The following is a 26,362-nucleotide window of genomic DNA, read 5'->3' as shown; positions in this document are numbered from 1 at the left end:
TTGGTCAGCACCGGCCACCGTCGACCGTGGCCGGTCGGTCACCCGGACTTCTTGACGACCTCCGCCGCGTTGCGCAGCCGCGTCGTGTTGTCGGCGCGCTGTGCCGCCGTCGCCGACGCCTTCTTCTTGATCATCGTGCGCTGGATGGACGTCTCCGCGCGGCTCCAGACGGCGACGAGGTCCACCGACTCCTTGCACTTCACATCCGCGGTCGCGAGCTCGGTCTCGGCCTCGGGCGCGGCGGGTACGTTCAGATCGGCTGACCCGATGCTCTTGAGCGGGTCCGCGAAGTCGTACCCCGCCTTCCTCATGCACGAGGACCACTTGGCGAAGACCGCCTTCACGGCCGGGGTGCTCATGGACGAGCCGAACGACTCGGTGTTGATCCGGCTCACGACCCCGGCCTCGGACCGCAGGTCGTCCCGGCCCAGCAGTTTCCGCTCGGCCTCCTGCGCGCAGCCGCCCGGCGGCACCGCCTTGCCGCGGACCTGCTTCACCGGGGCGTCGTACCCGGCGGCGAGGCGGGACTCGCCGGTGTCGCCGTCGAGCAGCTGTCCCGCGGTGAGGGCGGCCGACTCCTCCTTGGAACGGGCCGCGGTTCCGGGCGCCGCCGTGGCAGAGCTGTCCGTGGGCAGCAGGTGATAGCCGTACCGCTGCGCGGCGCGGAGATCGATGACCCCGTACCTGCGGTCCTGGCGGGGAACCGTGGGTGCCGGGGCGCTCCAGGAGAATCCGTACCGCTTCATGCACGCGGCGACGAGGATCTGCTTCGCCTCGGCGACCTTCGCGTACTGCGCGGGGCTCAACTGGTAGTCGTACACGGGGAGATCGAGGCGTCGTGGAGTGAAGCCGAGCGACTCGGCCGAGGCCGGGGCCCGGACCTGGGCCTCGGCGGAGCCGGAGGGCTCCGAGTCGCTCGGCGTCCCACTGGTCGAGCAGCCGCTGATCAGTCCCGCGGCGAGGGCGGACATCAGCACCACGGAGTACGTGGCCCGCGGGAGTGGTCGTCTCATCGGTTCGTCAGCACGCCTTCACGGAGGCGTTCTCGTTGTACGTGTGGATGAGCTGGCGGTATCCGCTGTCGCCGATGTAGTCGCTGGCACCGGCGTAGTTGCTGTTGAAGTACACGCGCCAGCAGTTGTCGCCCGGGTTGGCGGCGCTGGCCGCGTTGTTCTTGACGCCCTGGCCCTGGCCGGCGCTGTTGGGCGTGCCGATGTGGCCGAAGATCCACGGCTCCAGGTCGGCGACGTTGCGCGTGAACGCGGCGAACGAGCCCTCCTGGTTGGAGTTGTAGTACAGACACAGCGAGTTGTAGACGGAACTCGTGGCCTGGGCGCAGAGGTTGTACCCCGCGGTGCCCGCCTGGGCCGGGGCGGTGGCGAGCCCCATCATGGCGACGGTGGCGGCGCCCGTCATCGCCAGCGCGCCGAGCCGTGACTTCTTCATCAACATTCCCCCTGAGACGAGATGCGAAAGAAAACGAAGGATCAGTGAAAGCTGAGGGGGCATCAGTGATCAAACCCCCGCCGGAAAGTTACCCGAGGGGTACATGTCACGTCCATCGAGATTGTCGCCACCAAGACACTCACCCCACTCCCGCCCCACCCCCTCCCCACTCCGTCCCCGCCCTTGCACTGTTACCTCCATTGAGGCAGCATGCGGTAACGGTTACTGGTTGACTGCATCTAGAGGTAACGACCGAGGAGGAAGTCATGGCTGTCGCCACACTGGGCACCGTCGTTCTGGACTGTCCCGACCCCCGCGCGCTCGCTTCGTTCTACGCCGAGGTGCTGGGCGGCACCGTCGAGGCCGAGGGGGAGGCCGACTGGGTCGACCTGCGGCTGCCCGGCGGACGGACGCTGGCGTTCCAGGCCGCCCCCGGCCACGTACCGCCGAAGTGGCCCGCGCCCGACGGCTCCCAGCAGTTCCATCTGGACCTGACGGTCGAGGACATGGACGCGGCGGAGAAGGAGATCCTGGCGCTGGGCGCGAAGGTCCTCGAAACGGGGGACCAGGAGCGGGGCTGGCGGGTGTACGCGGACCCGGCCGGCCACCCGTTCTGCCTCTGCGCCACCTGAGACTGTGCGCCACCTGAGACCGTGCGCCTGCTGAGACTGAACGAGGGCCGAGGCCGGCGCTTTTGAGGGGCGCGGGGAACTGCGCGCCCAGCCCCCACCCACCCGCAGCCGAAGAACGACCCGGGGGGCTGGGCTACCCGTCCAGCTCGGCGATCTTCGCCGTGGACGGCTCCCGCCGGCTGCGCGCGGCGCGAGCCGTGAAGTCCGCGCTGCGCAGGACGCGTTGGACATTGCCCCAGGTGAGCAGCGCCAGGTCGGACTCGGACCAGCCGCGGCCGAGGAGTTCGGCGACGAGGCGCGGATATCCCGAGGCGTCGGACAGGTCCTGGGGGTGCGCGGCCCCGGAGTCGTACGTCCCCGACAGGCCCACGCACTCCGGGCCCGCGAGCGCGCGTACGTGGTCGAGGTGGTCCGCGACGTCCCGTACGGACGGGCCCGTCTGCTCGGCGGTCAGCGGCACGAGGCACAGGCCCTTGGTGGCGCCGAGCTCGACGAGCACGTCGTCGGGGAGGTTCGCCGGGTGGGGGCGCAGGTCGCGGGCGGCGGAGCGGGTGAAGACGACCGGGGACTTGGAGATGGTGAGCGCGCGGCGGACGGTCGCGTCGGAGGCGCCGGACAGGTCGACGAGTACGCCGATGCGGTTCGTCTCGCGTACGACCTCCTCGCCGAACCTGGTCAGCCCGTTCTTGCCGGCCCAGGACGCGCCGGAGAGGGTGAGGACGCGCAGGCCGAGGGAGTGCAGCGCGCGCAGGATGCCCAGCGAGTCGTCCAGCGCGGCGGCGGCCGCGGGACCGAGCAGCACGGCGACCCGCCCACAGTTCCTGGCGTCCGTGACCTGCGCCGCGCTGTGTGCCATCCGCAGGCCCTCGGGATGGGCCTCCACGACGGTCCTCACCAGGTCGAGCTGCTCCAGCGTGGCCCCGACGGCCCGCTCACCGACGAGGCCCTCGGACAGATGCAGCGACCAGAACAACGCCCCCACGTGCCCTTCCCTCAGCCGGGGCACATCCGTGTCTATCGTGCTCTCGCCGAGCTCCAGGTCGTACCAGGGCAGGTGCCGCAGCGCCCACGGCAGACCGCTGTAGCCGTCGGCGACGGGGTGGGCGGCGAGAAGGGCGTGCGCGCGTACGAGGGTGTCGTCGGCCGCGTCCCCCTCGGGTCCGGCGTCGACTGCGAGCCCATGCTCGTCCTCAAGGACATCCGACTCGAACTCCCCCTCGACATCGGGGCGATCCAGCTCGCCGACCTCGGCGGTTGCGTGCAGTTCGTCCTGCAGATCTGCCATGACGACGCTCCCGGGTCCGGTGGTGGCGACTGGTATCCCCACCGTGCCACGACACCCGGAGAGCCTCGCGGTGGATGAGCCGTTCGAGCGACACCACCGGCGCCCCGGGGGCGCCCCATAAGGGGCGCGGCACCTTGAATCCCCTGACTGGCTCCGGCAACCACGGCCCCGTAAGGGGCGCGGGGAACTGCGCGACCAGCCCCCACCCACCCGCAGACTCCGAACCGCCCGCCCAGCGAAGCGAACCGGCGGAGCTACCCGCACTCCTCCGCCCTCCCCAACAAAAGCCCCCGCTCCCGCTCGTTACGCGTCAAAGATGCCGCCCTCTCGAACTCCCCCCGCGCCTCCCGCACCCTCCCGAGCCGCACCAGCAGATCCCCCCGCACACTGGGCAGCAAGTGATAACCCCGCAAGGCCGGTTCGCCGACCAGCGCGTCCACCAGGACAAGCCCGGCCCCGGCCCCCTCGGCCATGGACACGGCGACAGCCCGGTTCAGCTCGACGACCGGAGACGGAGTCCGGGCGGCCAGCAGCCCGTACAACGTGGCGATCCGCCCCCAGTCGGTCTCCTCGTACGAATGGGCGTGGGCATGGCACGCGGCAATGGCGGCCTGCAGAACGTACGGCCCGCGCCCGCCACCCGTGGACACGGCCTCCGCACGGGCGAGGGCGGCGAACCCGCGGCGAATGAGGAGCCGGTTCCACCGGGAGCGCTGCTGGTCCTTGAGGAGCACGGGCTCGCCCGACGGCCCGGTGCGCGCGGCCGACCGCGACGCCTGGATCTCCAACAGGGAGGCCAGCCCGTGCACTTCGGGCTCCTTGGGCATCAACTCGGCCAGCACACGGGCGAGTCGGAGGGCGTCCTCGCAGAGCGCGGGGCGCAGCAGGTCGTCGCCCGCGGTGGCCGCGTACCCCTCGTTGAAGATCAGGTAGATGACTTCGAGTACGGACCCGAGCCGGGCCTCGCGCTCGGGCCCGTACGACACCTCGAAGGCGACGGCCTTCGCGGCGAGCGTCCGCTTGGCGCGCACGATGCGCTGGGCGACGGTCGCCTCCGGGACGAGGTACGCGCGGGCGATCTCGACGGTGGTCAGCCCGCCGAGCAGCCGCAGGGTGAGGGCGATACGGGCCTCGGCGGACAGCACGGGATGACACGCGGTGAAGACGAGTCGCAGCAGGTCGTCGTCGATGTCGTCGGGATCGGCCGGCTCGTCGAGGTGCCCGTGCGGCGCGGACGCCTCCAGGTCACGCCCCATCTCCACGAGCTTGCGCGCGTACCGCTCGCGCCGCCGTACGAGGTCGATGGCCCGGTGCTTGGCCGTGGCCATGAGCCAGGCCCCGGGATTGCCGGGCACGCCTTCCCGGGGCCACTGCTCCAACGCGGCGACCAGCGCGTCCTGCGCCAGCTCCTCCGCGATCCCGACGTCCCGCACGATGCGCGCGACCCCGGCGATGATGCGGGGCGACTCGATACGGAAGACGGTCTCAATGGTGTGGGCGGGGGCGGGGGCAGGACCGCCTGTCGCCCCTGCCCCAGGCCCTGCCCCGGGCCCTGTCTCTGACTCTGGTGTCACGCTCCACCATCAGACACCCCCCTGGGCCATCCGTCCAAGGCTCAGCCTTCGACGATTTCCCGAACCTCGCAGGTCACCGTCCAGTGGGCCTCGTGGATCTGGAGGAACCGCTTGGTCCACTCGACGGCCTCGGCCTTGTCCTTGGCCTGCAGCATCGCGTACCCGCCGACGACCTCCTTGGCCTCGGTGAACGGCCCGTCGGTGACGGACATCTCCCCGCCCTCCCACCGCACCCGCGTCCCCTCCGCGGTCGGCTTCAGCCCCGAGGTGTCCAGCAGCACCCCGGCCTTCGTCATCTCGTCGATCAGCTCCCCCATCCGCGCCATGAGCTCGTCGCTCGGCCCCTCGGCGGGCGCGTTCTGCTCATCGATCCGGATCATCGACAGGTAGCGGGGCATGGTGACTCCTGAGTCTCTCGGTACGGGGGCGGGGCTCGTCCCACCTTCCCTTTCACCTGTGCGTCGAACGGCGGACAGCGGGATCGACACGCTCGCCGAACTTCTTCGGGATCTCTTCGAGAAGTTCTCCGACGGCCCCGTTTCCGCAGGTCACCAGGTCACGTCAGTAGGCGAACTCCTTGAGCTCGTCGGTCTCCAGGGTGAAACCGACGGGGTCCGGGAGGTCGATCGCGACACCGAAGGCCCGGCTGGTGACCGAGCGGTACTCCCCCTTTTCCGGATCGGCGTACACGGTGACGCTGTTCGTGTCCCGGTCGACGAGAAGGTAGACGGGGATTTCCGCGGCCGCGTAGCCGTGTGGCTTGTCGACGCGGTCGCGCTGGTTCGTGTCCCGATCACGGGAGGTGACCTCGACAGTCATCAGAACACCGCCCGGCTCGGCCCACTCGCCCGTCCCGACGAAGTGCCTGCGAGGAGCCAGAACGCCGTCCGGCTTGGCCCGCCCTTTGCGGTACTCCTCGATCTTGAGTTCCCGCTCGGCATACAGCCGGAGATCAGGGCGATGCTGCATGCACACTTCCTGAAGCCACACGATGATCTCGCTGTGGTTGCCGTCCGGCACGGGCTTGACCACGACCTTTCCGTTGATGAACTCCAGTTGCACGAGCTCGGGCGCATTGCGGGCGAGCTCCTCGAATTCCTCGACGAGCATCTGGGGCTGATCGGCAGTGCTGGGGGTCATGGCGTCGCCTCCTCCCCTCCATCCTGCCCCGGTCACAGGCGGACCGTGCTGCAACGTCGTCATGCGCGTGCTCCGTTCTCTGTACTCTCCGTAGGCCGCCCTGTCCGAAGGGCGGCACGCACCTGCCCCGCACGGGCGCGAACCTGATCGGCGGCGAGGCCGGGCCGCGCACCCCAGCAGCCCCCGCACAACCCGCCCCGCATCTCACCCCCCTCACCGGGCTCACCACACGCCGTGCACACCACCTCGTAGCGCGCGGCCCACGTCTCGACCGGCTCCGGCGGCAGCTTGCCGAGCAGCCGGGCCCGTACGAACCCGTACGGATGCGCCACCCGCTCCGGAAGCCCCGCGATCACCGCCTGCACGAGCTGCGCCTCACCGGCACCCCGCGCGAACCACTCGGCGGCCTGCTCCTCCAGCACGCCACACTCGGCGGCGGACAGCGTGAGCCGGGCGTCGATACGGCCGAGCCGCGCGAGCAAGCCGTGCGCGGCCGACCTCACCGCCCGCGAGGGCTCGGTGACCGGCGCTTCCCCGGCCAGAAAGGCACTCCACCACGCGTCGTCACGCGCAGCACGCGAGAAGAAGGTGTGCCACACCCAGCGCGGACAGCCGTCGACGGTGACGGGCCGGCGCACTCGCCGCAGGTGCCCGGCCGCGGAGAGGTTGTTGAGGGCGGTCCCGATGGCGCACTGCCCGTACGGCAGATGCTTGGCGAGGGTCTTGATGGACATGTCCGCCTCGTCGTCGAGCCGGTCGAGATACCCGGCGATCGACGCCTCACGAGCGGGCAGATGTACGAAGTCCCGCCCGGTACGGGGCTCTTGGTCGGGCGCGGACTTCTTCCCGTACCCCGGATTGGCCATGGGATGGGCGGAGGGGCGCGGGGCAGCACTAAGCTGGGCGGTAGCCATGGATCGACTTGTCCTCGATCTAGTTGGTCAGACCCCCGCGCGGTGCGCTAACACCCACGGGGGTCATTTCTTTGGGCGCACGCTACACGCCCGCCACGCTCCGCCGCGACCCGATCACGAAAAGTCATCTCCCCTGGCCCGGGCGTCACTTGAGCCCGCCTCGGCGGGGCACAAGGGAGGGAGGGCGGGTTGAGCCACCCACCCATTCCTCACTAAAAAGGTCTCGAATCCCGACCCCCGAAGCTCAAGCCCCGACGTGCGCGACGAACTCCGCCCACGCGGAGGCGGGGACGGTCAACTCGGGGCGATCATCGATGGGGTTGAGCTTCGAGTCCCGGACGTGGACGGTACGGGGGCGGAGGGCGACCTCGACGCAGTCCCCGCCCTCGGTGCCGCTGTAACTCGACTTGAACCAGGAGAGTTCGGTGTTCACCACTCGTCAGCCACCTTCCCGATGAACCGCGCCGACTCCTCCGCACTGAGGGCCTGCGTACGGATCATGCCAAAGCGCTGCGTCGGATCGCTGAGTTCCTTCGAACCCGAGTGCAGCACACTGACTGCCTGCCCTTCCTCGTACGCGTAATGCTCGCGCTCGGGCGTCTCGATCAGCACTATGGGGCCGTTGAGTCCGGCATGCGCACCCCGGTCGGTCGGCAGCACCTGGACGGAGACATTGCGCAACTCCCCCAGTTCCAGCAGGCGTCGACACTGCTCCCTCATCGCCGCCGATCCACCCACCGGACGCCGGAGCACGATCTCCTCGAAGACGAAGCCGAAATACGCCGTCGGCTTGCGGAACAACAGTTGCTGCCGCTCCAGCCTGGCGGCCACCCGGCTCTCGATCGTCTCGTCGTCCAACGGCGGATAGTGGGCGTTGAGCAACGCCTGCACGTACGCCTTGGTCTGCAACAGACCGGGCATCAGCAGGGTCTGATACGACTGCAACGCGATCGCGTCCGCCTCACAGTCCATGAAGTCCTGCGTGCGCGGCGGAAACTTCTCCGGCTCCAGATACTGCGCCGCCGCCTTCAACTTCCCCCGGGCGCCGAACAGTTAGTCCCCGATGTCGAGCAGTCGGGCCGTCGGTCGGCGCACCCCGCGCTCGAACGAAGTGATCGTGTCCGGCGAGTAGTTGGACTCCTTGCCGACATCCTCCCGGCTGACCCCCGCCTCCTGCCGCCACATCTTGAACTGGTGGCCGCAGTACCTCCACGCGATCGGCGACTGCTCACTCAAGGACCCCACCTCCACCTGTGCACACCACGCTGTGTGCATCAATGGTCACTTCGAGGTTACGGCAGGTGAAGGGGATCGGGCAGCTCCGGCTGGAAGCGCCTCAGCGCAACGACTCCCACAGCTCGCTCGCCTCCGGCTCGTTCGCCACCACCCGGTTGGGGTCGGACGGGGCCGGGACCACCGGCATCATCACGGTCTCCGTCGTGCTGGAGGAGAGGGCCTTCAGGCTCTGGCCGAGGCTCATCAGTTCGGTGAGGGAGTTGAGGCCGGTGTCCGTGGTGAGGCTGTCGGTGAGGGCGTCGGCGACGCGGTAGAGGCGGGTGGGGTTGGTGAGGAGGTTCGTGGAGTCGACCTGGTCGAGCAGGGCCTTCACCAGTTGCTGCTGAAGACCTATGCGGCCGAGGTCGCTCTGGTCGCCTATGCCGTGCCGGGTGCGCGCGAGGGCCAGCGCCTTCGTACCGTCGAGGTGGTGGGTGCCCGCCTCCAGTTCGAGGTGGCTGTCCTCGTCGGAGATGTCCTCGTCCGTCGTCACCGTGACCCCGCCCAGCGCGTCCACCAGATCGGCGAAACCCGCGAAGTCGATCTCGATGTAGTGGTCCATGCGGACGTTCGTCATGGACTCCACGGTCTTGACCGCGCAGACGGGCCCGCCGACCGAGTACGCGGTATTGAACATCGCGCCGTACGACACCGATGTCGAACCGCCGGACTCCCGCGGGCAGGAGGGGCGCGTGACGAGGGTGTCGCGCGGGATGCTCACCACGGTCGCCTTCGTCCGGCCCTCGTCGAGGTGGATGACCATCGCGGTGTCGGACCGGGCCCCGCCGCTGCTGCCGCCGCCGAGTTCCTTGTTGCGCTTGCCGTCCCGCGAGTCGGAGCCGAGGACCAGGATGTTGAGCGCGCCGCTCGGGAGCGGGGAGGGGGAGGCCGCGCCGTAGGGGCTCGGCGTCGACATCGCCCTCGCCGGGCGGTCGTCGCCCAGCGCGCTGTCGATGTCGACGCTCTTGATGTTCTGGTTCAGATGCCAGTACGCCCATGCCGCGCCGGCCAGCGAGACGATCAGGGCGCAGCCGAGCGCGATTCCCGCGGCCCTCAACAGCCTTGCCCGTCTGGATAGTTGCCGCCCCGCGCCGGGTGTCGCGGCGCCCCCGCCCCCGTGCTCGTCTTCTCCGCTCACAGAGAGGAACGTAAGTCCGAATTATTACAACGAGGAACCACTTCCCGGTTTTCCTAGTCAAACTCTCATATTTCGTTGAGTCTTCTCAGTTGCCGCCGGGGGCGGACGGCACCCGCACAGCAGCCCGCATCGCAGCCCGCGCGGCGCCCCACCCAGCACCCGTCGAGGATCTTCGAAAGTTTCGAAGCGCCGGTCCGGCGCAGCTCACGGGCCGACTCGGTCACTGTGCGCCGAAGTACGCCGCCCGCCCCTCGCCCGCCGGCGCCGCCGTACTGCTGCGCACCACCAGGCTCGTGGCCAGCTCCACCCGGGTCGCGGCGGACGGGCGCTCGCCGCGGCCGAGGTCGAGGACGAGCCGGGCCGCGGCCTCGGCCATCTCCGTGAGCGGCTGACGGACCGTGGTCAGCGGCGGGCCGACCCAGCGGGCCACCGGCAGATCGTCGAAGCCGACGATGCTGAGGTCCTCCGGTACGCGCAGACCCAGCTCGCGGGCGGCCTCGTACAGGCCGAGCGCCTGGAGGTCGTTGCCCGCGAAGACGGCCGTCGGACGGTCGGGGAGCTTCAGCAGCGCAAGGCCCTCCCGGTAGCCGCTCTCGTGGTGGAAGTCGCCGGTGCGGACGAGTGCGGGATCGGCGGGCAGCCCGGCCGTGTCGAGCGCCGCGCGGTAGCCGTCGAGCCGGGCGCGGCTGCACATCATCCGTGAGGGTCCGCTGATCACGCCGATGCGCCGGTGGCCGAGGTCGGCGAGATGACGGGTGGCCGCGAGGCCGCCCTGCCAGTTGGTGGCGCCCACGGACGGCACGTCGTCGCCCGGGTCACCCGCCGGGTCGACCACCACGAACGGGATCGAGCGGCTGGTGAGCAGCGCCCGCTGGGACTCGTCCAGCCCGTTCAGGACGAGGACGACACCGTGCGGGCGGCGGGCGGCGACCTGGTCGGCCCAGGTGCGCCCGGGCGTGAGGCGGCCCGCGCTCTCGGAGAGGACCACGCTCAGCCCCTCGTCCCGCGCCACGTTCTCCACGCCCCGGATGACCTCCATCGCCCACGCGCTCTCCAGTTCGTGGAAGACCAGGTCGATCAACGGCGACCGGGACGCCTCGGCCCGGCGGCGCCGATAGCCGTGGTTGCGCAGCAGTTCCTCGACCCTGGTGCGGGTCGAGGGGGCCACATCGGCACGGCCGTTGAGCACCTTCGAAACAGTCGGAGCGGAGACTCCCGCCTCGCGGGCGATCTCGGCGAGTGTCGCCGACTGGGCTACAGCGGGATTCGGGCGAGTCATGGACCGGATCGTATCCCTGCGCAACCTCTTGACGAAGCCCTTCGGCAGCCATACGTTCCCGGAACATTCGAAGTGCCTTCCGAAACATTCGTGTCGCGAGTCCAAAAAGAGGTGCTGTCATGGAGTCGATCAGCGGGCGGTCCAACGGCGGACGGCCCACGGGCGGGCAGCCCACGGGCGAGAGCCCCGGGAGCCTGGGCAGCCGGACGTTCGACAGCAGGACGTTCAGCAGGCGCTGGGTCCTCGGCGCCGGTGCCACCACCCTGCTCACCACTGGTCTGACCGCCTGCGGCTCCGGCGACGGTTCCGGCGGGGGCAGCAGCACGATCACGGCCATGGTGTACGGGGACGACGCGGTGAAGGTCCAGACGGCGGCCGTCGACCGTTTCAACAAGTCCGCTGCCAGCAAGTCGGCCAAGGGCAAGGTGAAACTGGAGAAGGTCCCGGGCTCGGACTACTCGGCCAAGCTCCGCACGGCGATGGGCTCCCCGAGCGCCCCCGACGTCTTCTTCAACTGGGGCGGCGGCTCCATCAAGGCCTACCAGGAGGCGAACCAGCTCATCGATCTGACCGACACCATCGCGGACGACCCGGTCCTGAAGAGCGGCTTCCTGCCCTCGGTGCTCGCGGCCGGCGGACTCGGCGGCCGCAACTACGGCATACCGATGCGCGGCATGCAGCCGGTCATCCTCTTCTACAACAAGTCCGTCTTCGCCGAGCACAAGCTCCAACCGCCCACCACCTGGGCCGAGTTGCAGGACATCAACGCCAAGCTGAAGGCCGCGAGGATCACTCCGTTCGCGCTCGGCGGCGCCGACACCTGGACCGAGCTGATGTGGCTGGAGTACCTCGTCGACCGCATCGGCGGCCCCGAGGTCTTCGCGAAGATCCAGGGCGGCGACGCGTCCGCCTGGGGCGACCCGGCCGTCCTCAAGGCCGCCGAGACCGTCAAGGAACTCATCGACGACGGCGCGTTCGGCTCGAAGTTCAGCTCGGTGTCGTACGTCAACGGCGGCGCCCCGGCCGTCTTCGCCAAGGGCAAGGCGGCGATGCACCTGATGGGCTCGTGGGAGTACTCGACGCAGCTCGGCAAGTTCCCGTCCTTCGCGAAGAACAACCTGGGCTGGTGCGCGTTCCCCACGGTCGAGGGCGGCACGGGCGACATCCGCAACGTCGTCGGCAACCCCACCAACTACTGGTCCGTCAACGCCCGTACGCAGAACAAGGACGCCGCGATCGCCTTCCTGAAGGACTGCGCCTCGGAGACGTACGCGAAGGCGCTGGTGGCCAACGGCGACATCCCGACGACCGCCAACGCGGCCAAGCTGCTGGAGGCCTCGCCCAACCCGGAGTTCGCCACGTTCCAGTACGAGATGGTCGAGAAGGCGCCCGCCTTCACGCTCTCCTGGGACCAGGCGCTGGGCGCGGACATCGCGACGCCGATGCTCACCGAGATCAACAAGCTGTTCGTCGGGAAGTCCTCGCCGAGCCAGTTCGTGTCGGCGCTCAAGGAGCTGAAGTGAGCGCACCGAGCCCGACGAAGGCCCGCCCCACAGAACCGACTGCCACCACGTCCACCCCGCCCGCCAAGTCGCCCAAGTCCTCCGCCGTCGGCCGCCCGCACGCGGCCTGGGCCCTGCCCGGCGTCCTCTTCTTCGCGTTCTTCGCCGTCGTCCCGATGGTCCTGGCCTTCTACCTCTCCTTCACCAGCTGGGACGGCCTGGGCGACCCGCAGCCGGTCGGCCTGGACAACTGGCGGAAGCTGGTCAACGACGACCGGATGGTCCAGTCCCTGTGGCTCACCGTCCTGCTGACGGCGGCCAGCTGGGTCTTCCAGACGGTGATCGCCCTGCTGCTCGGTGTCTGGGCGGCGGGCCGCCAGCGCAACCGGGCGGTCCTGTCCGCGATCTTCTTCGTGCCGTTCCTGCTCTCCTCGACGGCGATCGCGCTGCTCTTCTACGCCCTGCTCGACCCGAACTTCGGCATCATCCAGGAGAACATCCTGGGCTCCTCCAGCGGCGCGTTCCTCGCGATCGTCTTCGTCGGCGGCTGGCAGTTCATCCCCTTCCACACCCTGATCTACCAGGGCGGGGCCCGTCAGATACCCGAGGTGCTCTACCAGGCGGCGGCGATCGACGGGGCGGGCCGCTACCGCCAGTTCTTCTCGATCACGCTCCCGCAGCTGCGGCACACCGTCACGACGTCCACCGTGCTGCTGGTCGTCGGCTCGCTCACGTACTTCGAGACCGTGCTGATCCTCACCAAGGGCGGCCCGGGCACCGACACGGCGATCCTGCCGTACCTGATGTACGAGGCGGGCTTCAAGAGCTACGACTTCGGCTACGCGAGCGCCATCGCGTCCTTCCTGGTGGTGGCCGCCACGGGGCTGTCCCTGATCCTCGTGCGGCTGACCGGCTTCGGCAGCATGCGCAGCACCCGCGAAGGGATGTGACGGAGTGTCACACGACACATTGCCGCGTCCGCGTCCCGCGAAGACCGAGGAGCGCCCCACGCCACCGCCCCCACGACGCCGCCGCAAGCACTGGACCAGGCGAGGCAACCCCGTCTCGGGCCTCGGCTCGGTCATCTGGCTCGCGATCGTCCTCGTCCCGATCTACGCGATGCTGTCGGCCTCGCTCACCAGCCAGGACAAGGCACTCACCGGCAACCCGCTGAACCCGCCCACGAGTCCGACGCTCGACAACTACAACACCGTGCTGAACAGCGGCTTCGGCCATCTGCTCAGCAACACCGCGATCGTGGCCGTCGCGGTCGTGGCCATCGTCCTCGGCCTGTCCGTCCCGATCGCGTACGTCGCCGTCCGTACCCGCAACCGCTGGTCGGGCCTCGCCTTCCGGCTGTTCCTCCTCGGCGTGGCGATCCCGGCCCAGGCGGTCGTGGTCCCCCTCTACCTCCTGATCGCCAAACTCAACCTGTACGACAGCCTGTTGGCGGTCATCCTGCCGACCGCGGCCTTCGCGATGCCGGTCTCGGTCCTCGTCCTCGTCGGCACCCTGCGGGACGTCTCGGAGGACCTGTACGAGGCGATGGCCCTGGACGGCGCCTCCCCGCAGCGGATGCTGTTCCAGCTCGCCGTCCCGCTGGCCAAGGGCGGCATCAGCACGGTCGTCATCTTCGCGGCGCTCCAGGCCTGGAACGGCTTCCTCTTCCCGCTGATCTTCACCCAGTCCGACGGCCCACGCGTCCTGACCCTCGGACTCTTCAACTACGTGAGCCAGTTCGGCGTGAACATCCCCGCCCTGCTCGCCTCGGTGGTCCTCTCCGGCATCCCCATCTTCGCCGTGTACCTGGTGGCCCGCCGAGCCCTGGTGGGCGGCCTGATGGGCGTGGGCGGCAAGTGAACCCACTCGACTCTGACCCCGACAGGAGTTTCATGACCACCGCCCCCTGGCGTGATCCCGCCCTGCCCGCCGAGGCCCGGGTCGACGACCTGCTCGCCCGGATGACCCTGGAGGAGAAGACCGCCCAGCTGTACGGCGTGTGGGTAGGAGCCGCCACGGACGGCGACGGAGTCGCCCCGAACCAGCTGGAGATGACCTCGGACTACGACTGGGACGAGCTGATCACCCACGGCCTCGGCCAGCTGACCCGCTCCTTCGGCTCGGCCCCCGTGGACCCGGCGCTCGGCGCGCAGGCACTGGCCCGCGCCCAGCGCCGTATCGCCGAGGCCGGCCGCTTCGGCATCCCGGCCGTCGCCCACGAGGAGTGCCTTGCGGGCTTCACCGCCTGGGGCGCCACCGCGTACCCGGTCCCCCTGGCCTGGGGCGCCACCTTCGACCCCGACCTCGTCGAGGAGATGGCCCACCGCATCGGCCGGGACCTCGCCTCGGTCGGCGTCCACCAGGGCCTGGCCCCCGTCCTGGACGTCGTACGGGACCCCCGCTGGGGCCGCGTCGAGGAGACCATCGGCGAGGACCCGTACCTGGTCGGCACGATCGGCGCGGCCTACGTCCGCGGCCTGGAGTCCGCCGGAGTCGTCGCCACGCTCAAGCACTTCGCGGGGTACGCGTCCTCCGCGGGCGCCCGCAACCTCGCCCCCGTACGAGCCGGTGTGCGCGAGTTCGCCGACATCACCCTGCCGCCGTTCGAGTTCGCGCTGCGCGAGGGCGGGGCCCGCTCGGTGATGGCCGCGTACACGGACACGGACGGCGTGCCCGCGTCCTCGGACCCGTATCTGCTGACCGAACTCCTGCGGGACCAATGGCAGTTCACGGGCACGGTCGTGTCCGACTACTTCGGCGTCGGCTTCCTGGAGACCCTGCACCGGGTCGCGGGCACGAAGGCTCAGGCCGCCCACGCGGCCCTGGCGGCCGGCATCGACGTCGAACTCCCCACCCTCCGCTGCTACGGCGACCCGCTGGTCGAGGCGGTACGCGCGGGCACGATCCCCGAGTCCCTGGTGGACCGGGCAGCCGCCCGGGTGCTGCGCCAGAAGTGCGAACTGGGCCTGCTGGACGAGGACTGGACCCCCGAGCCGACCGGCCCGATCGACCTGGACTCGACCGCGAACCGGGTGCTGGCCCGCCGCCTCGCCGAGGAGTCCGTCGTCCTGCTCTCCAACCCGGACGGCCTGCTCCCCCTCGCCCCCGACACCCGGATCGCCGTGGTCGGCCCGCGCGCCGCCGACGCCCTCGCCATGCTGGGCTGCTACTCGTTCCCCTCGCACGTGGGCATCAACCACCCCGACCGGCCGATGGGCATCGAGATCCCTACTCTCCTGGAGTCCCTGCGCACCGAACTCCCCGACGCCAAGGTCACGTTCACCGAGGGCTGCGACACCACGGACCCGGACACCTCGGGCTTCGCGGAGGCGGTGGCACGCTCCGCCGAGGCGGACGTCTGCGTGGCGGTACTGGGTGACCGGGCGGGCCTCTTCGGCAGGGGCACATCGGGCGAGGGCTGTGACGTGGGGGACCTACAACTCCCGGGCGTACAGGCCAAGTTGCTGGACACCCTGACGGCCACCGGCACCCCGGTCGTCCTGGTCCTGCTCACCGGCCGCCCGTACGCGCTGGGCCGCTGGCACAACCAACTGGCCGCCTCGGTCCAGGCGTTCTTCCCGGGGGAGGAGGGCGGCCCGGCAGTGGCAGGAGTGCTGTCGGGCCGCGTGAACCCCTCGGGCAGGCTCCCCGTGAGCGTCCCGCAGGAGCCCGGCGGCCAGCCGTGGACCTACCTCCAGCCCCCACTGGGCCTGGCCGGCACGGTGAGCAACCTCGACCCGACCCCCCTGCACCCCTTCGGTCACGGCCTCGGCTACACGGACTTCATCTGGGAGGACTTCGAGGACCGGGACGAGACGGAGATCGGCACGGACGACTCGTACGACGTGTCGGTCACGGTCCGCAACACGGGCCCCCGAGAAGGCACGGAGGTGGTCCAGCTCTACCTCCACGACCCGGTGGCCCGCGTAACCCGCCCCGACGTCCGCCTGATCGCCTACCACCGCCTCACCCTGCCCCCCGGCAAGGCCCGCCGCATCACTTTCACCTTCCACCCGGACCTTTCGGCGTTCACGGACGGGAGGGGCCAACGCATCGTGGAACCAGGCGCCTTGGAACTCCGCCTGGGCAGCTCCAGCACAACCACCCACCACACGACCCACATAACCCTGACGGGCCCGGAACGCCAACTGGGCCCAAACCGCCGCCTGCACTGCGCTTCAAGGGAAACGGAGGCGCCCTAGGGGCGCGGGGAACGGCGCAATCTTTTAGGGGCGCGGGGAACTGCGCGACCAGCCCCCACCGGCCGGCACCCGACAAACACCCCCGGAACCCCTACCCGTCGAGGGACTCGAACCGCCACCGATGAACAGCCCGCGCAACCAACTCCCCAGCCGGCTCCGGCAACTCAGGCAGCTCGGACTCATACGCGGCATCCCACCACGTAATGACGAGCACCCGATCCCCCGGAGCCCGCAGGACCTCCCGACGCAGGGGCCGCGCCGGGAGGTCCTGCCCCCTCACCCAGGCGAGCAGTTCCTCCCCCCGCCCCTCAACAGCCCGCGCCTCCCACATCAACGCAACAGTCATGAGTACAGATTGCCCTTACTGACCTCATGCACATGATCATGACCATGCGAATGGGAATGTGAATGCGCCTGCCCAGGCACATGCGTGTCAGTAACCGGCAACGAGGAATCCGCGGACAGATCCCAGTCTGACGCGGCCCGCCCCCGCGCAACCATCTCCGCCCCCAACGCGGCAACCATCGCCCCATTGTCCGTACACAACTTCGGCCGCGGCACCCGCAGCCGAATCCCCGCGGCCTCACACCGCTCCTGCGCAAGCACCCGCAGCCGCGAGTTCGCGGCGACTCCCCCACCGATCATCAGGTGGTCGACACCCTCGTCACGACAGGCCCGTACCGCCTTGCGCGTCAGCACGTCGACGACGGCCTCCTGGAAGGACGCGGCCACATCCCGCACCGGCACATCCTCCCCGGCCGCCCGCTTGGCCTCGATCCACCGAGCCACGGCGGTCTTCAGCCCGGAGAACGAGAAGTCGTACGCGGGGTCCCGCGGCCCGGTGAGCCCGCGCGGGAAGGCGATGGCACCCGGGTCCCCCTCCTTGGCGTACCGGTCGATGACAGGCCCGCCGGGGAAGCCGAGGTTCAGCACTCGCGCGATCTTGTCGAAGGCCTCACCGGCCGCGTCGTCGATGGTCGCGCCCATCGGCCGTACGTCACTCGTGATGTCCGAGGAGAGCAGCAGCGAGGAGTGCCCGCCGGAGACGAGCAGCGCCATGGTCGGCTCGGGCAGCGCCCCGTGCTCCAACTGGTCCACGCAGATGTGCGAGGCGAGGTGGTTGACCCCGTACAGCGGCTTGCCCAGCGCGTACGCGTACGCCTTCGCCGCCGACACCCCGACGAGCAGCGCGCCCGCGAGCCCGGGGCCCGCGGTGACGGCGATCCCGTCCAGGTCCCTCGCGCTGACGCCCGCCTCCTTCAGCGCCCGCTCGATGGTGGGGACCATCGCCTCCAGGTGCGCACGGGACGCGACTTCGGGCACCACTCCGCCGAAGCGCGCGTGCTCGTCGACGCTGGACGCGATCGCGTCCGCGAGCAGGGTCCTGCCGCGGACGATGCCGACGCCGGTCTCGTCGCAGGAGGTCTCGATGCCGAGGACGAGCGGTTCGTCAGCCATTGATCTCGGTTCCTTGTACGGATGTCGATGGGTCGTTGAGTCGCATGACGAGCGCGTCCACGTTCCCCGGCTGGTAGTAGCCGCGCCGGAATCCGATGGCCTCGAACCCGAAGCGCTCGTACAGCTTCTGGGCGCGGATGTTGTCGACGCGGCATTCGAGCATCACCTCGGCGCACTCGAACGCGGTCGCGGCCCGCAGCAGTTCGGTCAGTATCTGCGCGCCGAGGCCGGTGCCCCAGTGCTCGCGGGCGACGGCGATGGTCTGTACGTCACCGACGTCCCCGGCGGCGGCGAGCCCGCCGTACCCCACGATCCGCGCACCGCCCCCGGACCCGGACGGGATCTCGGCCACGACGTACCGCCGAGTCGCCCCGGGCCCCCGCGCATGGGCCAGGTCCGACCAGAACATGCCCCGCGACCAGGCGTCCTCGGGGAAGAGGTCCTTCTCGAGCTCCAGCACGGGCTCGATGTCCCACCAGCGCATCTCGCGCAGCACCGCGCTCGTCACTTGGGTGTGACCACCTTGTAGTTCTTGGGCACCTGGGCGTCCGGCCGGCGCAGATAGAGGGGCCGGGGCGCCTCCAGTTCCTCGCCCGCGGCCAGCCGTTCCGCCGCCAGGGACGCGAGCGCCGCCGCCGAGACGTGCTCGGGTTCGCGCGCGTCCGGGAAGGTGTCGGGGTAGAGCAGCGCACCCGCGCCGACGGCGGGCAGACCGCCGATGTCCAGGTCGCCCGGCCGGTCGACGGCGGGCTCGGTGACCCGGGTGCGCGAGTCGGCGTACCGCGCCCAGTAGACCTCTTTGCGCCGGGCGTCGGTGGCCACGACGAAAGGCCCGTCGGCGATGGAGCTGTCGGCCGCGTACGCGAGACCGTCGAGCGTGCACAGTCCGTGTACGGGGATGCCTAGCGCGAGCCCGAAGGTGTCGGCGGTCATCAGACCGACGCGCAGCCCGGTGTACGGGCCGGGGCCCACGCCGACCACGATGCCGGTGACGGCGTCGAGCCGCAGCCCGGCCTCGGCGAGCACCCGGTCGACGGCCGGCAGGAGCAACTCCCCGTGCCGGCGTGCGTCCACCTGACTGGAGGCGGCGATGACGGACGTCCCATCGTGCAGCGCGACGGTGACGGCGGGGGTGGCGGTATCCAGAGCGAGCAAGAGCACGCGAACAGCCTACGGCGCCCGGGCTCGGAGCACGGCCGCCCCAATCCGTCGCATACCTGCTGCTAACGTCACAGAAGTCATAAATGCCGTACGAGAGGTGGGCACCCAAGGTGGTTCGGAGCAGCTCGGGAATCGTGGCCGGGCTCACCGCGGCGGCGCTCGCGGCGATCGGCTTCCTCGCCTACCAGGCGTCGGCGGACGTGCCGGGCGGCCTGGGCTCCTCCCGGGCCGACGACTCCTCGAAGACCGCGGCCGCCAAGGCCCCCCGGGACAAACAGCACCCGACGGCACTGCCCTCCGACTCGGGCACGGGACGACGGGTCGTCTACTCGGTGGACGACGACCGCGTGTGGCTCGTCGGGGCGGGTGACCGGGTCAAGCGGACGTTCAAGGTGACCCCCGGAACGGTGGATCCCACGCCCGCCACGTACGTCGTCACCTCCCGCTCCGGCAAGATCACCGGCTCGGACGGCGTCGCCGTGGAACACGTCGTCCGCTTCACGAACGTGTCCGGCGTAGCGATCGGCTTCAGCGCCGCCCTGAACGGCACGACCTCCGCCCCCGCCTCCTCGAAGAAGCTCGGCGGCATCCGCGAATCCCGCGAAGACGGCACAGCCATGTGGGAGTTCGCCACCATCGGCGCAAAGATCACGGTAATCAAGTAGACCAACACGAGCACCCCACCAGGAACGCGGCCCTCAGAGGCGCGGTCCTCAGGGGCGCGGGGAACGGCGCAGTCTTTTGTCTTTCGGAGGCGCGGGGAACGGCGCGCTCCTAGGGGCGCGGGGAACGGCGCAATCTTTTAGGGGCGCGGGGAACTGCGCGACCAGCCACAGCGCACCCGCAGAATCCGAACGACGCCCCCGCAGAGCGCTACGCGGCGCGCCGCCGTTCCTCCCGAACCGGCGAAGCCGGTGGGGCCGGCGGCGTGGAAACGACCCGCGCAAACACCCCCGCCGCAAGCAACTCCCGCATCGACACCCCAGCCACCCCAGAAGGCTCCCGCTCCACAGAAACCCGCGGACGCGACACGTCACGTTCAGACGTCGCCATGGCGGCCTCCTAGCGGCTCCGGGAGCAGACGTGGTTAGGTAGACCTAACCAACTCCTCCGTCCATGTGAACACGCCGAAGCCGCCCGACGCAACATCTTCCCGACGCCATGTCGGAATGTTGGGGCGAACCTACGAGGACCAGGCCGGATCAGGCGGAGAGCGCGCCGAGCCCGACCGTCGCCCACCGCTCCCCGACCCCGGTCAGCGTGACGTGCCGTACCTCGTCGGTGGTGTCGCCGACGGCCCGGTGGATGAGGACGTGCAGCCGGTCCTCGGCCAGCTCCTCGACCTTGCCCTCGCCCCACTCCACGACGATCACGGAGTCGGACAGCGAGACATCGAGGTCGAGGTCCTCCATCTCGTCCAGCCCGCCGCCCAGGCGATACGCGTCCACATGGACCAGCGGCGGACCCCCGCCGAGGGGCGGGTGCACGCGTGCGATCACGAAGGTGGGCGAGGTGACCGCACCCCGTACGCCGAGCCCCTCGCCGAGCCCGCGGGTCATCGTCGTCTTGCCCGCGCCGAGTTCGCCGGTGAGCATCACGAGGTCGCCGGCGCGCAACAGCTTGGCGAGCCGACGGCCCAACTCCCGCATCTGTTCGGGTGAGTTGACGGTGATCTCAGTGGTGACGCCGGCCACGGAAGGCTCCGAGGGTCCCGAGGACTCAGCCGGGTTGCGCGGTGCTGCTGGTGCTTCCATAACCACCCACGGTAGCCCCTGCAGGGACGGCTCCCGCGCGGGTGAGGAGGTCGGCCAGCCGGTCTATGACGACCTCGGGGTGCTCCAGCATCACCAGGTGCCCGGCGTCCGGCACGAGCACCAGCTCGGCGTCCGGCAGCAGATCGGCGATGGCCTCGCTGTGCTCGCTCGGCGTGACCAGATCCTTGACCCCGGCCAGTACGAGCACGGGCATCTCGGCGAAGTGGACGAGCGCCTCCGTCTTGTCGTGGTCGGTGAAGGCCGGATAGAACTCCGCGACCACGTCGATGGGTGTGCCCTCGATCAGCCGCTCCGCGAACCGCGCGACCGCCGGGTCGACGTCCCTGGACGCGAACGAGTACCGCTTGATGATCCCGGCGAACAGGTCGGCCGTGGCCCGCCGCCCGCGCTCCACCAGCGCGGCCTGCTGCCCCAGGGCCTTCAGCACTCCGGGCAGCACCCGCCGCACCGCGTTGACGCCCGCGACGGGCAGCCCGAAGTTGACCTCGCCGAGCTTCCCCGACGACGTACCGACGAAGGCGACGCCGACGACCCGCTCGCGGATCAGGGAGGGGTACTGGTCGGCCAGCGCCATCACCGTCATGCCGCCCATCGAGTGGCCGACGAGGACGATCGGTCCCTCGGGCGCGGCCGCGTCGATGACGGCCTTCAGGTCGCGGCCGAGCTGGTCGATGGTGACCGGCATGTCGTCCTGGACCTGGGCCACGCCCCGCGCGGAGCGGCCGTGGCTGCGCTGGTCCCAGTGGACGGTCCGCACGACACCGCGCAGCGCGGCCCGCTGGAAGTGCCAGGAGTCCTGGCTGAGGCAGTAGCCGTGGCTGAAGACGACGGTGACGGGGGCCGGGGACTTGCGGCCGAAGAGCCGCCGGCGGCGCGGGGCGAGGGTGGAGTCGGGCTCCACCTCGTCCACCTCGTAGTACAGCTCCGTGCCGTCGTCCGCGACGGCCTTGCCCGGCATGCCGCGCAACGACCCGTACGGACCGGCCGAGTCGAGGGCGAGCCTGGCCTTCCTGCGCATGCCCCGGCCGACCGTGAGCCGCTCTATGGCGACTCCGGCGGCGGCGCCCGCGGCGACCACGCCTATCGCGGCGCCCGCGATCCCGGCCCTGCGCCAGTTCGCGCCCCCCGCTGCGGAGACGGCCGAGGCTGCGGCCGTGGCCGCTTCCACGGCGGCCTCCGCACTGCTCTCGCTCACGTACCGCTCCTCTTCGCCGGGGTGCTGCCCATGTCGTCCGTCGTCGGTGTCGCTCTTGGTGTCAGTCGTACTGCTTGGTCGTGCTGCTTGGTCGTGCTGCCGGTTCCCGCGATGCCGTGCCCGGCATCTATGCGGTTACCCCGCTTGTTCGGTATTCACGTAAACGCGCGGCACCCGGGTTCCGATCCGGGTGACGATTTCGTACGCGATCGTGCCCGCGGCCTTGGCCCAGTCCTCGGCGGTCGGCTCGCCGTGGTCGCCGGGCCCGAAGAGGACGACCCTCTCGCCGACCGGTGGCTCGTCCCCGCCGAGGTCGACCGCGAACTGGTCCATCGCGACCCGTCCCGCGACCGTCCGCCACTTGCCGGCGATCAGGACGGGCCCGGTGCCGGAGGCGTGGCGCGGAATGCCGTCCGCGTACCCGACGGGCACCAGGCCGAGGGTCGTGTCGCCCGCAGTGACGTAGTGGTGTCCGTAACTGACGCCGTGCCCCGCCGGTACGTGCTTCACCAGCGCCAGCGACGCCGACAGGGTCATCACCGGGCGCAGCCCGAGGTCGGCCGGGGTGCCCAGCTCGGGGCCGGGCGAGACGCCGTACACCGCGATCCCGGTCCGTACGAGGTCGAAGTGGCTCTCGGGGAGCGTGAGCGTGGCGGGCGAGTTGGCGATGTGCCGGACCTCGGGGCGGACGCCCTGCCCCTCCGCGTACGCCAGCATCTCGCGGAAGCAGCCGAGCTGGGCCTGGACGGAGGGATGGCCGGGCTCGTCCGCGCAGGCGAAGTGGGACCACAGACCGGTGACCTTGACGAGCCCCTCGGCCTCGGCGCGCAGGGCCTCGGCCACGAGCTCGGGCCAGTCGGCCGGCTGGCAGCCGTTCCGCCCGAGCCCGGTGTCGGCCTTCAGCTGGACGCGGGCCGCACGGCCGGACGCCCGCGCGGCCTCCACGGCCTCACGCAGCGACCACAACCCGCTGATCCCCAGGTCCAGATCGGCCTCGACGGCCGCCCGCCAGGGCCCGCCCGGGGTCCACAGCCAGCACATGATCCGGCCCGACAGTCCGGCCGCGCGCAGGGCCAGGGCCTCCTCGGGCGTGGCCGTGCCCAGCCAGGTCGCGCCCGCGTCCAGGGCCGCGCGGGCACACGGGAGCGCCCCGTGTCCGTACGCGTCGGACTTGACCACCGCCATGAGGGCGGCCGTCGGCGCCTGGGCACGCAGAGCCCGCACATTGGCCTGCAGTGCGGCCAGGTCGATCTCGGCGCGGGCCCGCGCGGGTGCAGTTTCAGTCATCGTGCCCAGTGTCTCAGAGGGGTCGGACACAACCCTCAGGTACCGGGCCTACGGCCCCACACGTACACGCTGTCGCCCTTGTACAGCACGCCCCACAGCGTGCGAGCGTCGGCGATCCGCATGTTCACGCACCCCATCGAGCCGGGCGGGTTGTAGACGCTGCCGTAGATGCCGTGGAAGGCCTGCCCGCCGCTGAAGAACTGGCTGTACGGCATGGGGGTGTTGTAGAGCGTCGACCAGTGGTTCTTGTGCTTCCAGTAGACGCGGTGCCAGCCGGACCTGGTCCGGTACCCGGCCTTTCCGCTGCGGATCGGCACCGGCCCGAACAGCACCTTCGTGCCCTTCTGCACCCAGGTCAGCTGCCGGGTGAGATCGACACAGGCGACCCGGTAGGCCCGTACGGGGCATTTCCCGGCGGCGTTCGGGTTCTTCGCGGCCGACAGGAGCTGCATCTTCGCCCAGGTCACGGGCCCGGCGAAGCCACTGTCGGGCCGGATCCCGTATCTGATCTGAAAGGCCCGGATGACCCGGCAGTCGCTCGCGGACTGCCTGCCGTCCACCCTGAGCCGCAGCCACCGCTCGACCTGCCGCTGGTACGGCCCGGTCTGCTTGCTGCACGCCACGACCCCGGACTGCCGCTCCACGGCGTCACTCAGCGGTACGTACTCGATCAGCTCGTCGCTCTCCGCGGCGGCGTCGGGCGGCTCGGCGGCGTCCTCGTCGGCGCTCGGCGTGTAGACCTTCGGGGTCAGCGCCTGGTCGGGGGTGTCCAACTGCCACGGCTGGGACGGCCCCGGGGGCACCCCCGGCACCAGCTCGCTCAGCGGCGCGGGGACCCCGGAGGCGCCGGGTGCGGGCGGAGGCTCCGCGACGGCCCCCGGCACGGACAGCGCCGTGATGACGGCGACCAACACGGCAACGGTTCTCTGACGGACCATGCCCCCAGCGAAACCGTTGGGACGGCGTACGGGGTTCAGCCGCGCGGAAGGGTCGCCCGTTGTGCGCACGCGGAAGGGGTACGCGATGGAGTGGGACACGTCCCTGGCGAGGCGCGACGGTAACGCGGGAGCGGTCAGCCCTCCATGACGTCCCGCCAGGCCTCCCGCACCGCGTCGGCCACGTCGTACGCCCCCACGGGCGCCCCGTCCGCCGCGAACCGTCCGGCCAGCCCGTGGAGATACGCCCCCACGCTGCCCGCGTCCCGCGTCCCGAGCCCGGCGGCGAGCAGCGACCCGGTCAGCCCCGACAGCACGTCCCCGCTCCCGGCGGTGGCGAGCCAGGCGGTGCCGGTGGAATTCACGCGCACCGCCCCGCCACCGGGCTCGGCCACGAGGGTGGTGGACCCCTTGAGCAGCACGGTCGCCCCGTACGCCGCCGCGAGTTCCCGTACGGAGGTCAGCCGGGCACCCTCGACCTCGTTCCGCGAGACGCCGAGCAGCGCGGCGGCCTCACCGGCGTGCGGCGTCAGCAGCGTGGGCGCGGTCCGGGCCCGTACGACGTCCCGGTCCGCGAGCCGCAGCCCGTCGGCGTCCACGAGGACCGGGACGTCCGACTTCAGCACGGCCGCCACGGAATCGGCGTCGTCGCCGGCCCCGGGTCCGACCACCCAGGCCTGCACCCGGCCGGCCCTCTCGGGCGAACCGTCCGACACCAGCGTCTCCGGGAACCGCGCGATCACCGCGTCCCCGGCGGGCCCGACGTACCGCACGGCCCCGGCCCCGCCCCGCAGGGCCCCGGCGACGGCCAGCACGGCCGCACCGGGATACCGGGCGGACCCGGCGGCGATCCCCACGACCCCGCGCCGGTACTTGTCGCTCTCGGCCCCCGGCACGGGCAGCAGTGCGGCCACGTCGGCGTGCTGCAACGCCTCGATGTCCGCCTCGTCGGGCAACGAGAGCCCGATGTCGACGAGCCGCACGGACCCGGCGTACTCCTTCGCGGGATCGACGAGCAGCCCCGGCTTGTGCGTCCCGAAGGTCACGGTCAGATCGGCCCGCACGGCGGCGCCCCGCACCTCCCCGCTGTCGGCCTCGACGCCGCTGGGCAGGTCGACGGCCACGACGGCGGCGCGGGAGTCGCGGGCCAGGTCCGCGAGGGGTGCGGCGTCGGGCCGCAGGCCGCCTTTCCCACCAATGCCGACGATGCCGTCGACGACGAGGTCGGCGCGACGGATCGACTCCGCCGCGGCGTCCGCGTCCGCCCCTCGCACGATCGTGCCGCCCGCCCGTCGTAGGGCGTCGAGTCCGCCGGTGTGGGTGCGGTCGGGTGCGAGCAGTACGGCCGTGACGCCCGCGCCGCGTCTGCGCAGGCGGGCGCCGGCGTAGAGGGCGTCGCCTCCGTTGTCGCCACTCCCCACCAGCAGCACGATCCGGCTTCCGTAGACGCGCCCCAGCAACTCGGCGCAGGCCGCGGCCAGGCCGGCCGCCGCCCGCTGCATCAGGGCCCCCTCCGGAAGCCGCCCCATCAACTCCCGTTCAGCCGCCCTGACCGTCTCCACGCTGTACGCAGTACGCATGGCCCCGAGTTTCCCGCATTCCGCCACTGCGCGCCGAGCCGGTACGTCGGCTGCGGGTGCGTGGGGGCTGGTCGCGCAGTTCCCCGCGCCCCTGACGGACGAGCCGCAGCCCCACCCACCCAGGGGCGCGGGGAACTGCGCAGTCTTTTAGGGGCGCGGGGAACTGCGCGATCAGCCCCCACCCGCCCGCAGGCGGCGACGAAACCACCCCTACCCCTCCGCCACCACCACCGCAGAAGCCACCCCCGCGTCATGGCTCAACGAAACGTGCCACGACCGAACCCCCAGTTCAGCCGCCCGCGCAGCAACGGTCCCCGTAACCCGCAGCCGGGGCTGCCCGCTGTCCTCGACGTAGACCTCGGCATCGGTCCAGCGCAGGCCCCCCGGCGCGCCCAGCGCCTTGGCCAGCGCCTCCTTCGCAGCGAAGCGGGCGGCAAGGGAGGCGACACCCCGTCGCTCCCCGCTGCTCAGCAGCAACTCGCTCTCCACAAACAGCCGTTCGGCCATCCCAGGCGTCCGCTGCAGCGACGCCGCGAACCGGTCGATCTCAGCTACGTCGATTCCGACCCCGATGATGCTCATCA

The 26,362-nt window shown here is 70.8% G+C and carries 28 protein-coding genes; 6 read left to right on the top strand and 22 right to left on the bottom strand.

Annotated features, from left to right (window positions below; translation table 11 throughout):
* Positions 1-38: 38 nt before the first annotated feature.
* Positions 39-1,013 (bottom strand): hypothetical protein, encoded by a 975-nt coding sequence (locus tag JEQ17_RS28240; protein ID WP_200397790.1) that lies wholly within the window; start codon positions 1,011-1,013, stop codon positions 39-41.
* 7 nt (positions 1,014-1,020) lie between these two features.
* Positions 1,021-1,446 carry a peptidase inhibitor family I36 protein gene (locus tag JEQ17_RS28235; RefSeq protein ID WP_200397789.1) on the bottom strand — a complete coding sequence of 142 codons (426 nt, stop codon included), beginning with the start codon at positions 1,444-1,446 and terminating at the stop codon, positions 1,021-1,023.
* A 266-nt stretch (positions 1,447-1,712) separates the two neighbouring features.
* Here JEQ17_RS28235 and JEQ17_RS28230 point away from each other — a divergent pair, with 266 nt between their 5' ends.
* Positions 1,713-2,078 (top strand): VOC family protein, encoded by a 366-nt coding sequence (locus tag JEQ17_RS28230; RefSeq protein ID WP_200397788.1) that lies wholly within the window; start codon positions 1,713-1,715, stop codon positions 2,076-2,078.
* Positions 2,079-2,211: 133 nt separating this feature from the next.
* On the opposite strand, the gene JEQ17_RS28225 is transcribed toward JEQ17_RS28230, so the two are convergent.
* The 10 genes from JEQ17_RS28225 to JEQ17_RS28185 all read right to left on the bottom strand — a co-directional run bounded on the left by JEQ17_RS28225 (position 2,212) and on the right by JEQ17_RS28185 (position 10,683).
* A complete protein-coding gene (locus JEQ17_RS28225) occupies positions 2,212-3,363 on the bottom strand; it encodes a dipeptidase (RefSeq protein WP_200397787.1) in 1,152 nt (383 codons plus the stop codon).
* Between the two features lie 254 nt (positions 3,364-3,617).
* Complete coding sequence (locus JEQ17_RS28220; RefSeq protein WP_200397786.1) at positions 3,618-4,937, bottom strand: RNA polymerase sigma factor; 1,320 nt, start codon at positions 4,935-4,937, stop codon at positions 3,618-3,620.
* A 41-nt stretch (positions 4,938-4,978) separates the two neighbouring features.
* A complete protein-coding gene (locus tag JEQ17_RS28215) occupies positions 4,979-5,335 on the bottom strand; it encodes a YciI family protein (RefSeq protein ID WP_200397785.1) in 357 nt (118 codons plus the stop codon).
* Between the two features lie 163 nt (positions 5,336-5,498).
* Positions 5,499-6,077 carry a Uma2 family endonuclease gene (locus tag JEQ17_RS28210; protein WP_200397784.1) on the bottom strand — a complete coding sequence of 193 codons (579 nt, stop codon included), beginning with the start codon at positions 6,075-6,077 and terminating at the stop codon, positions 5,499-5,501.
* A 59-nt stretch (positions 6,078-6,136) separates the two neighbouring features.
* Complete coding sequence (locus tag JEQ17_RS28205; protein WP_200397783.1) at positions 6,137-6,991, bottom strand: hypothetical protein; 855 nt, start codon at positions 6,989-6,991, stop codon at positions 6,137-6,139.
* 244 nt (positions 6,992-7,235) lie between these two features.
* Entirely contained in the window at positions 7,236-7,427 is a 192-nt protein-coding gene (locus JEQ17_RS28200) for a DUF397 domain-containing protein (protein WP_200397782.1), read from the bottom strand.
* Positions 7,421-8,023, bottom strand: coding sequence for a DUF5753 domain-containing protein (locus JEQ17_RS28195; protein WP_325176291.1), 603 nt, complete (start codon positions 8,021-8,023; stop codon positions 7,421-7,423). The genes JEQ17_RS28200 and JEQ17_RS28195 overlap by 7 nt, the downstream gene beginning before the upstream one ends.
* Positions 8,024-8,044: 21 nt before the next feature.
* On the bottom strand, positions 8,045-8,227 hold the full coding sequence (locus tag JEQ17_RS50735; protein ID WP_325176290.1) for a helix-turn-helix domain-containing protein: 183 nt from the start codon (positions 8,225-8,227) through the stop codon (positions 8,045-8,047).
* 100 nt (positions 8,228-8,327) lie between these two features.
* Positions 8,328-9,404, bottom strand: coding sequence for an LCP family protein (locus JEQ17_RS28190; protein ID WP_325176289.1), 1,077 nt, complete (start codon positions 9,402-9,404; stop codon positions 8,328-8,330).
* Positions 9,405-9,624: 220 nt separating this feature from the next.
* Positions 9,625-10,683 carry a LacI family DNA-binding transcriptional regulator gene (locus JEQ17_RS28185; protein ID WP_200397781.1) on the bottom strand — a complete coding sequence of 353 codons (1,059 nt, stop codon included), beginning with the start codon at positions 10,681-10,683 and terminating at the stop codon, positions 9,625-9,627.
* Positions 10,684-10,802: 119 nt separating this feature from the next.
* Between JEQ17_RS28185 and JEQ17_RS28180 the strand changes: the two genes are divergently transcribed.
* The 4 genes from JEQ17_RS28180 (at position 10,803) to JEQ17_RS28165 (ending at position 16,387) form a co-directional block, all read left to right on the top strand.
* Complete coding sequence (locus tag JEQ17_RS28180; RefSeq protein WP_200397780.1) at positions 10,803-12,206, top strand: ABC transporter substrate-binding protein; 1,404 nt, start codon at positions 10,803-10,805, stop codon at positions 12,204-12,206.
* A 113-nt stretch (positions 12,207-12,319) separates the two neighbouring features.
* Positions 12,320-13,135: a carbohydrate ABC transporter permease gene (locus JEQ17_RS28175; protein WP_234048788.1), complete on the top strand. Its 816-nt coding sequence runs from the start codon at positions 12,320-12,322 to the stop codon at positions 13,133-13,135.
* Between the two features lie 4 nt (positions 13,136-13,139).
* The gene (locus JEQ17_RS28170; RefSeq protein WP_200397778.1) at positions 13,140-14,045 is read left to right on the top strand and encodes a carbohydrate ABC transporter permease; all 906 of its coding nucleotides are present in this window, start codon (positions 13,140-13,142) and stop codon (positions 14,043-14,045) included.
* Between the two features lie 32 nt (positions 14,046-14,077).
* On the top strand, positions 14,078-16,387 hold the full coding sequence (locus JEQ17_RS28165) for a beta-xylosidase/alpha-l-arabinosidase (RefSeq protein ID WP_200397777.1): 2,310 nt from the start codon (positions 14,078-14,080) through the stop codon (positions 16,385-16,387).
* 91 nt (positions 16,388-16,478) lie between these two features.
* Here JEQ17_RS28165 and JEQ17_RS50185 read toward each other — a convergent pair whose 3' ends face one another.
* Genes JEQ17_RS50185 through tsaB form a run of 4 tightly spaced genes read right to left on the bottom strand, consistent with a single transcriptional unit; the run spans position 16,479 to position 19,006 of the window.
* Positions 16,479-16,733: a hypothetical protein gene (locus JEQ17_RS50185; protein ID WP_234048393.1), complete on the bottom strand. Its 255-nt coding sequence runs from the start codon at positions 16,731-16,733 to the stop codon at positions 16,479-16,481.
* Positions 16,730-17,845 carry a tRNA (adenosine(37)-N6)-threonylcarbamoyltransferase complex transferase subunit TsaD gene (tsaD, locus tag JEQ17_RS28160; RefSeq protein WP_200397776.1) on the bottom strand — a complete coding sequence of 372 codons (1,116 nt, stop codon included), beginning with the start codon at positions 17,843-17,845 and terminating at the stop codon, positions 16,730-16,732. Before tsaD ends, JEQ17_RS50185 begins: the two co-directional genes overlap by 4 nt.
* A complete protein-coding gene (gene rimI, locus JEQ17_RS28155; RefSeq protein ID WP_407700087.1) occupies positions 17,838-18,353 on the bottom strand; it encodes a ribosomal protein S18-alanine N-acetyltransferase in 516 nt (171 codons plus the stop codon). Before rimI ends, tsaD begins: the two co-directional genes overlap by 8 nt.
* Complete coding sequence (gene tsaB, locus JEQ17_RS28150) at positions 18,350-19,006, bottom strand: tRNA (adenosine(37)-N6)-threonylcarbamoyltransferase complex dimerization subunit type 1 TsaB (RefSeq protein ID WP_200397775.1); 657 nt, start codon at positions 19,004-19,006, stop codon at positions 18,350-18,352. Before tsaB ends, rimI begins: the two co-directional genes overlap by 4 nt.
* A gap of 83 nt (positions 19,007-19,089) precedes the next feature.
* On the opposite strand from tsaB, the gene JEQ17_RS28145 reads away from it, so the two are divergent.
* Positions 19,090-19,671: a hypothetical protein gene (locus JEQ17_RS28145; protein WP_407700086.1), complete on the top strand. Its 582-nt coding sequence runs from the start codon at positions 19,090-19,092 to the stop codon at positions 19,669-19,671.
* 537 nt (positions 19,672-20,208) lie between these two features.
* Here JEQ17_RS28145 and tsaE read toward each other — a convergent pair.
* From tsaE to JEQ17_RS28115, 6 genes are all read right to left on the bottom strand, one after another.
* Positions 20,209-20,760, bottom strand: a complete 552-nt coding sequence (tsaE, locus tag JEQ17_RS28140; protein WP_200397774.1) for a tRNA (adenosine(37)-N6)-threonylcarbamoyltransferase complex ATPase subunit type 1 TsaE — start codon at positions 20,758-20,760, stop codon at positions 20,209-20,211.
* Complete coding sequence (locus tag JEQ17_RS28135) at positions 20,726-21,976, bottom strand: alpha/beta fold hydrolase (protein ID WP_200397773.1); 1,251 nt, start codon at positions 21,974-21,976, stop codon at positions 20,726-20,728. The genes tsaE and JEQ17_RS28135 overlap by 35 nt, the downstream gene beginning before the upstream one ends.
* Before the next feature lie 135 nt (positions 21,977-22,111).
* Positions 22,112-23,263, bottom strand: coding sequence for an alanine racemase (alr, locus tag JEQ17_RS28130; RefSeq protein ID WP_200397772.1), 1,152 nt, complete (start codon positions 23,261-23,263; stop codon positions 22,112-22,114).
* 35 nt (positions 23,264-23,298) lie between these two features.
* Entirely contained in the window at positions 23,299-24,201 is a 903-nt protein-coding gene (locus JEQ17_RS28125; RefSeq protein ID WP_200397771.1) for a L,D-transpeptidase, read from the bottom strand.
* A 134-nt stretch (positions 24,202-24,335) separates the two neighbouring features.
* A complete protein-coding gene (locus JEQ17_RS28120; RefSeq protein WP_200397770.1) occupies positions 24,336-25,778 on the bottom strand; it encodes an NAD(P)H-hydrate dehydratase in 1,443 nt (480 codons plus the stop codon).
* 210 nt (positions 25,779-25,988) lie between these two features.
* Entirely contained in the window at positions 25,989-26,360 is a 372-nt protein-coding gene (locus JEQ17_RS28115; protein WP_200397769.1) for a holo-ACP synthase, read from the bottom strand.
* Positions 26,361-26,362 lie beyond the last annotated feature (2 nt).

Source organism: Streptomyces liliifuscus (assembly GCF_016598615.1).
GTDB classification, from domain to species: domain Bacteria; phylum Actinomycetota; class Actinomycetes; order Streptomycetales; family Streptomycetaceae; genus Streptomyces; species Streptomyces liliifuscus.
Note: the sequence above shows the minus strand (reverse complement) of the source record. Positions and strands in the feature narration are given on the sequence as shown.

What these genes read in the sequence shown, in the direction of transcription:
- JEQ17_RS28240 (WP_200397790.1), bottom strand. Translation starts at nt 1,013, where the DNA reads ATGAGACGACCACTCCCGCGGGCCACGTACTCCGTGGTGCTGATGTCC.
- JEQ17_RS28235 (WP_200397789.1), bottom strand. Translation starts at nt 1,446, where the DNA reads ATGAAGAAGTCACGGCTCGGCGCGCTGGCGATGACGGGCGCCGCCACC.
- JEQ17_RS28230 (WP_200397788.1), top strand. Translation starts at nt 1,713, where the DNA reads ATGGCTGTCGCCACACTGGGCACCGTCGTTCTGGACTGTCCCGACCCC.
- JEQ17_RS28225 (WP_200397787.1), bottom strand. Translation starts at nt 3,363, where the DNA reads ATGGCAGATCTGCAGGACGAACTGCACGCAACCGCCGAGGTCGGCGAG.
- JEQ17_RS28215 (WP_200397785.1), bottom strand. Translation starts at nt 5,335, where the DNA reads ATGCCCCGCTACCTGTCGATGATCCGGATCGATGAGCAGAACGCGCCC.
- JEQ17_RS28210 (WP_200397784.1), bottom strand. Translation starts at nt 6,077, where the DNA reads ATGACCCCCAGCACTGCCGATCAGCCCCAGATGCTCGTCGAGGAATTC.
- JEQ17_RS28205 (WP_200397783.1), bottom strand. Translation starts at nt 6,991, where the DNA reads ATGGCTACCGCCCAGCTTAGTGCTGCCCCGCGCCCCTCCGCCCATCCC.
- JEQ17_RS28185 (WP_200397781.1), bottom strand. Translation starts at nt 10,683, where the DNA reads ATGACTCGCCCGAATCCCGCTGTAGCCCAGTCGGCGACACTCGCCGAG.
- JEQ17_RS28180 (WP_200397780.1), top strand. Translation starts at nt 10,803, where the DNA reads ATGGAGTCGATCAGCGGGCGGTCCAACGGCGGACGGCCCACGGGCGGG.
- JEQ17_RS28165 (WP_200397777.1), top strand. Translation starts at nt 14,078, where the DNA reads ATGACCACCGCCCCCTGGCGTGATCCCGCCCTGCCCGCCGAGGCCCGG.
- JEQ17_RS50185 (WP_234048393.1), bottom strand. Translation starts at nt 16,733, where the DNA reads ATGACTGTTGCGTTGATGTGGGAGGCGCGGGCTGTTGAGGGGCGGGGG.
- tsaD (WP_200397776.1), bottom strand. Translation starts at nt 17,845, where the DNA reads ATGGCTGACGAACCGCTCGTCCTCGGCATCGAGACCTCCTGCGACGAG.
- JEQ17_RS28145 (WP_407700086.1), top strand. Translation starts at nt 19,090, where the DNA reads ATGCCGTACGAGAGGTGGGCACCCAAGGTGGTTCGGAGCAGCTCGGGA.
- tsaE (WP_200397774.1), bottom strand. Translation starts at nt 20,760, where the DNA reads ATGGAAGCACCAGCAGCACCGCGCAACCCGGCTGAGTCCTCGGGACCC.
- alr (WP_200397772.1), bottom strand. Translation starts at nt 23,263, where the DNA reads ATGACTGAAACTGCACCCGCGCGGGCCCGCGCCGAGATCGACCTGGCC.
- JEQ17_RS28125 (WP_200397771.1), bottom strand. Translation starts at nt 24,201, where the DNA reads ATGGTCCGTCAGAGAACCGTTGCCGTGTTGGTCGCCGTCATCACGGCG.
- JEQ17_RS28120 (WP_200397770.1), bottom strand. Translation starts at nt 25,778, where the DNA reads ATGCGTACTGCGTACAGCGTGGAGACGGTCAGGGCGGCTGAACGGGAG.
- JEQ17_RS28115 (WP_200397769.1), bottom strand. Translation starts at nt 26,360, where the DNA reads ATGAGCATCATCGGGGTCGGAATCGACGTAGCTGAGATCGACCGGTTC.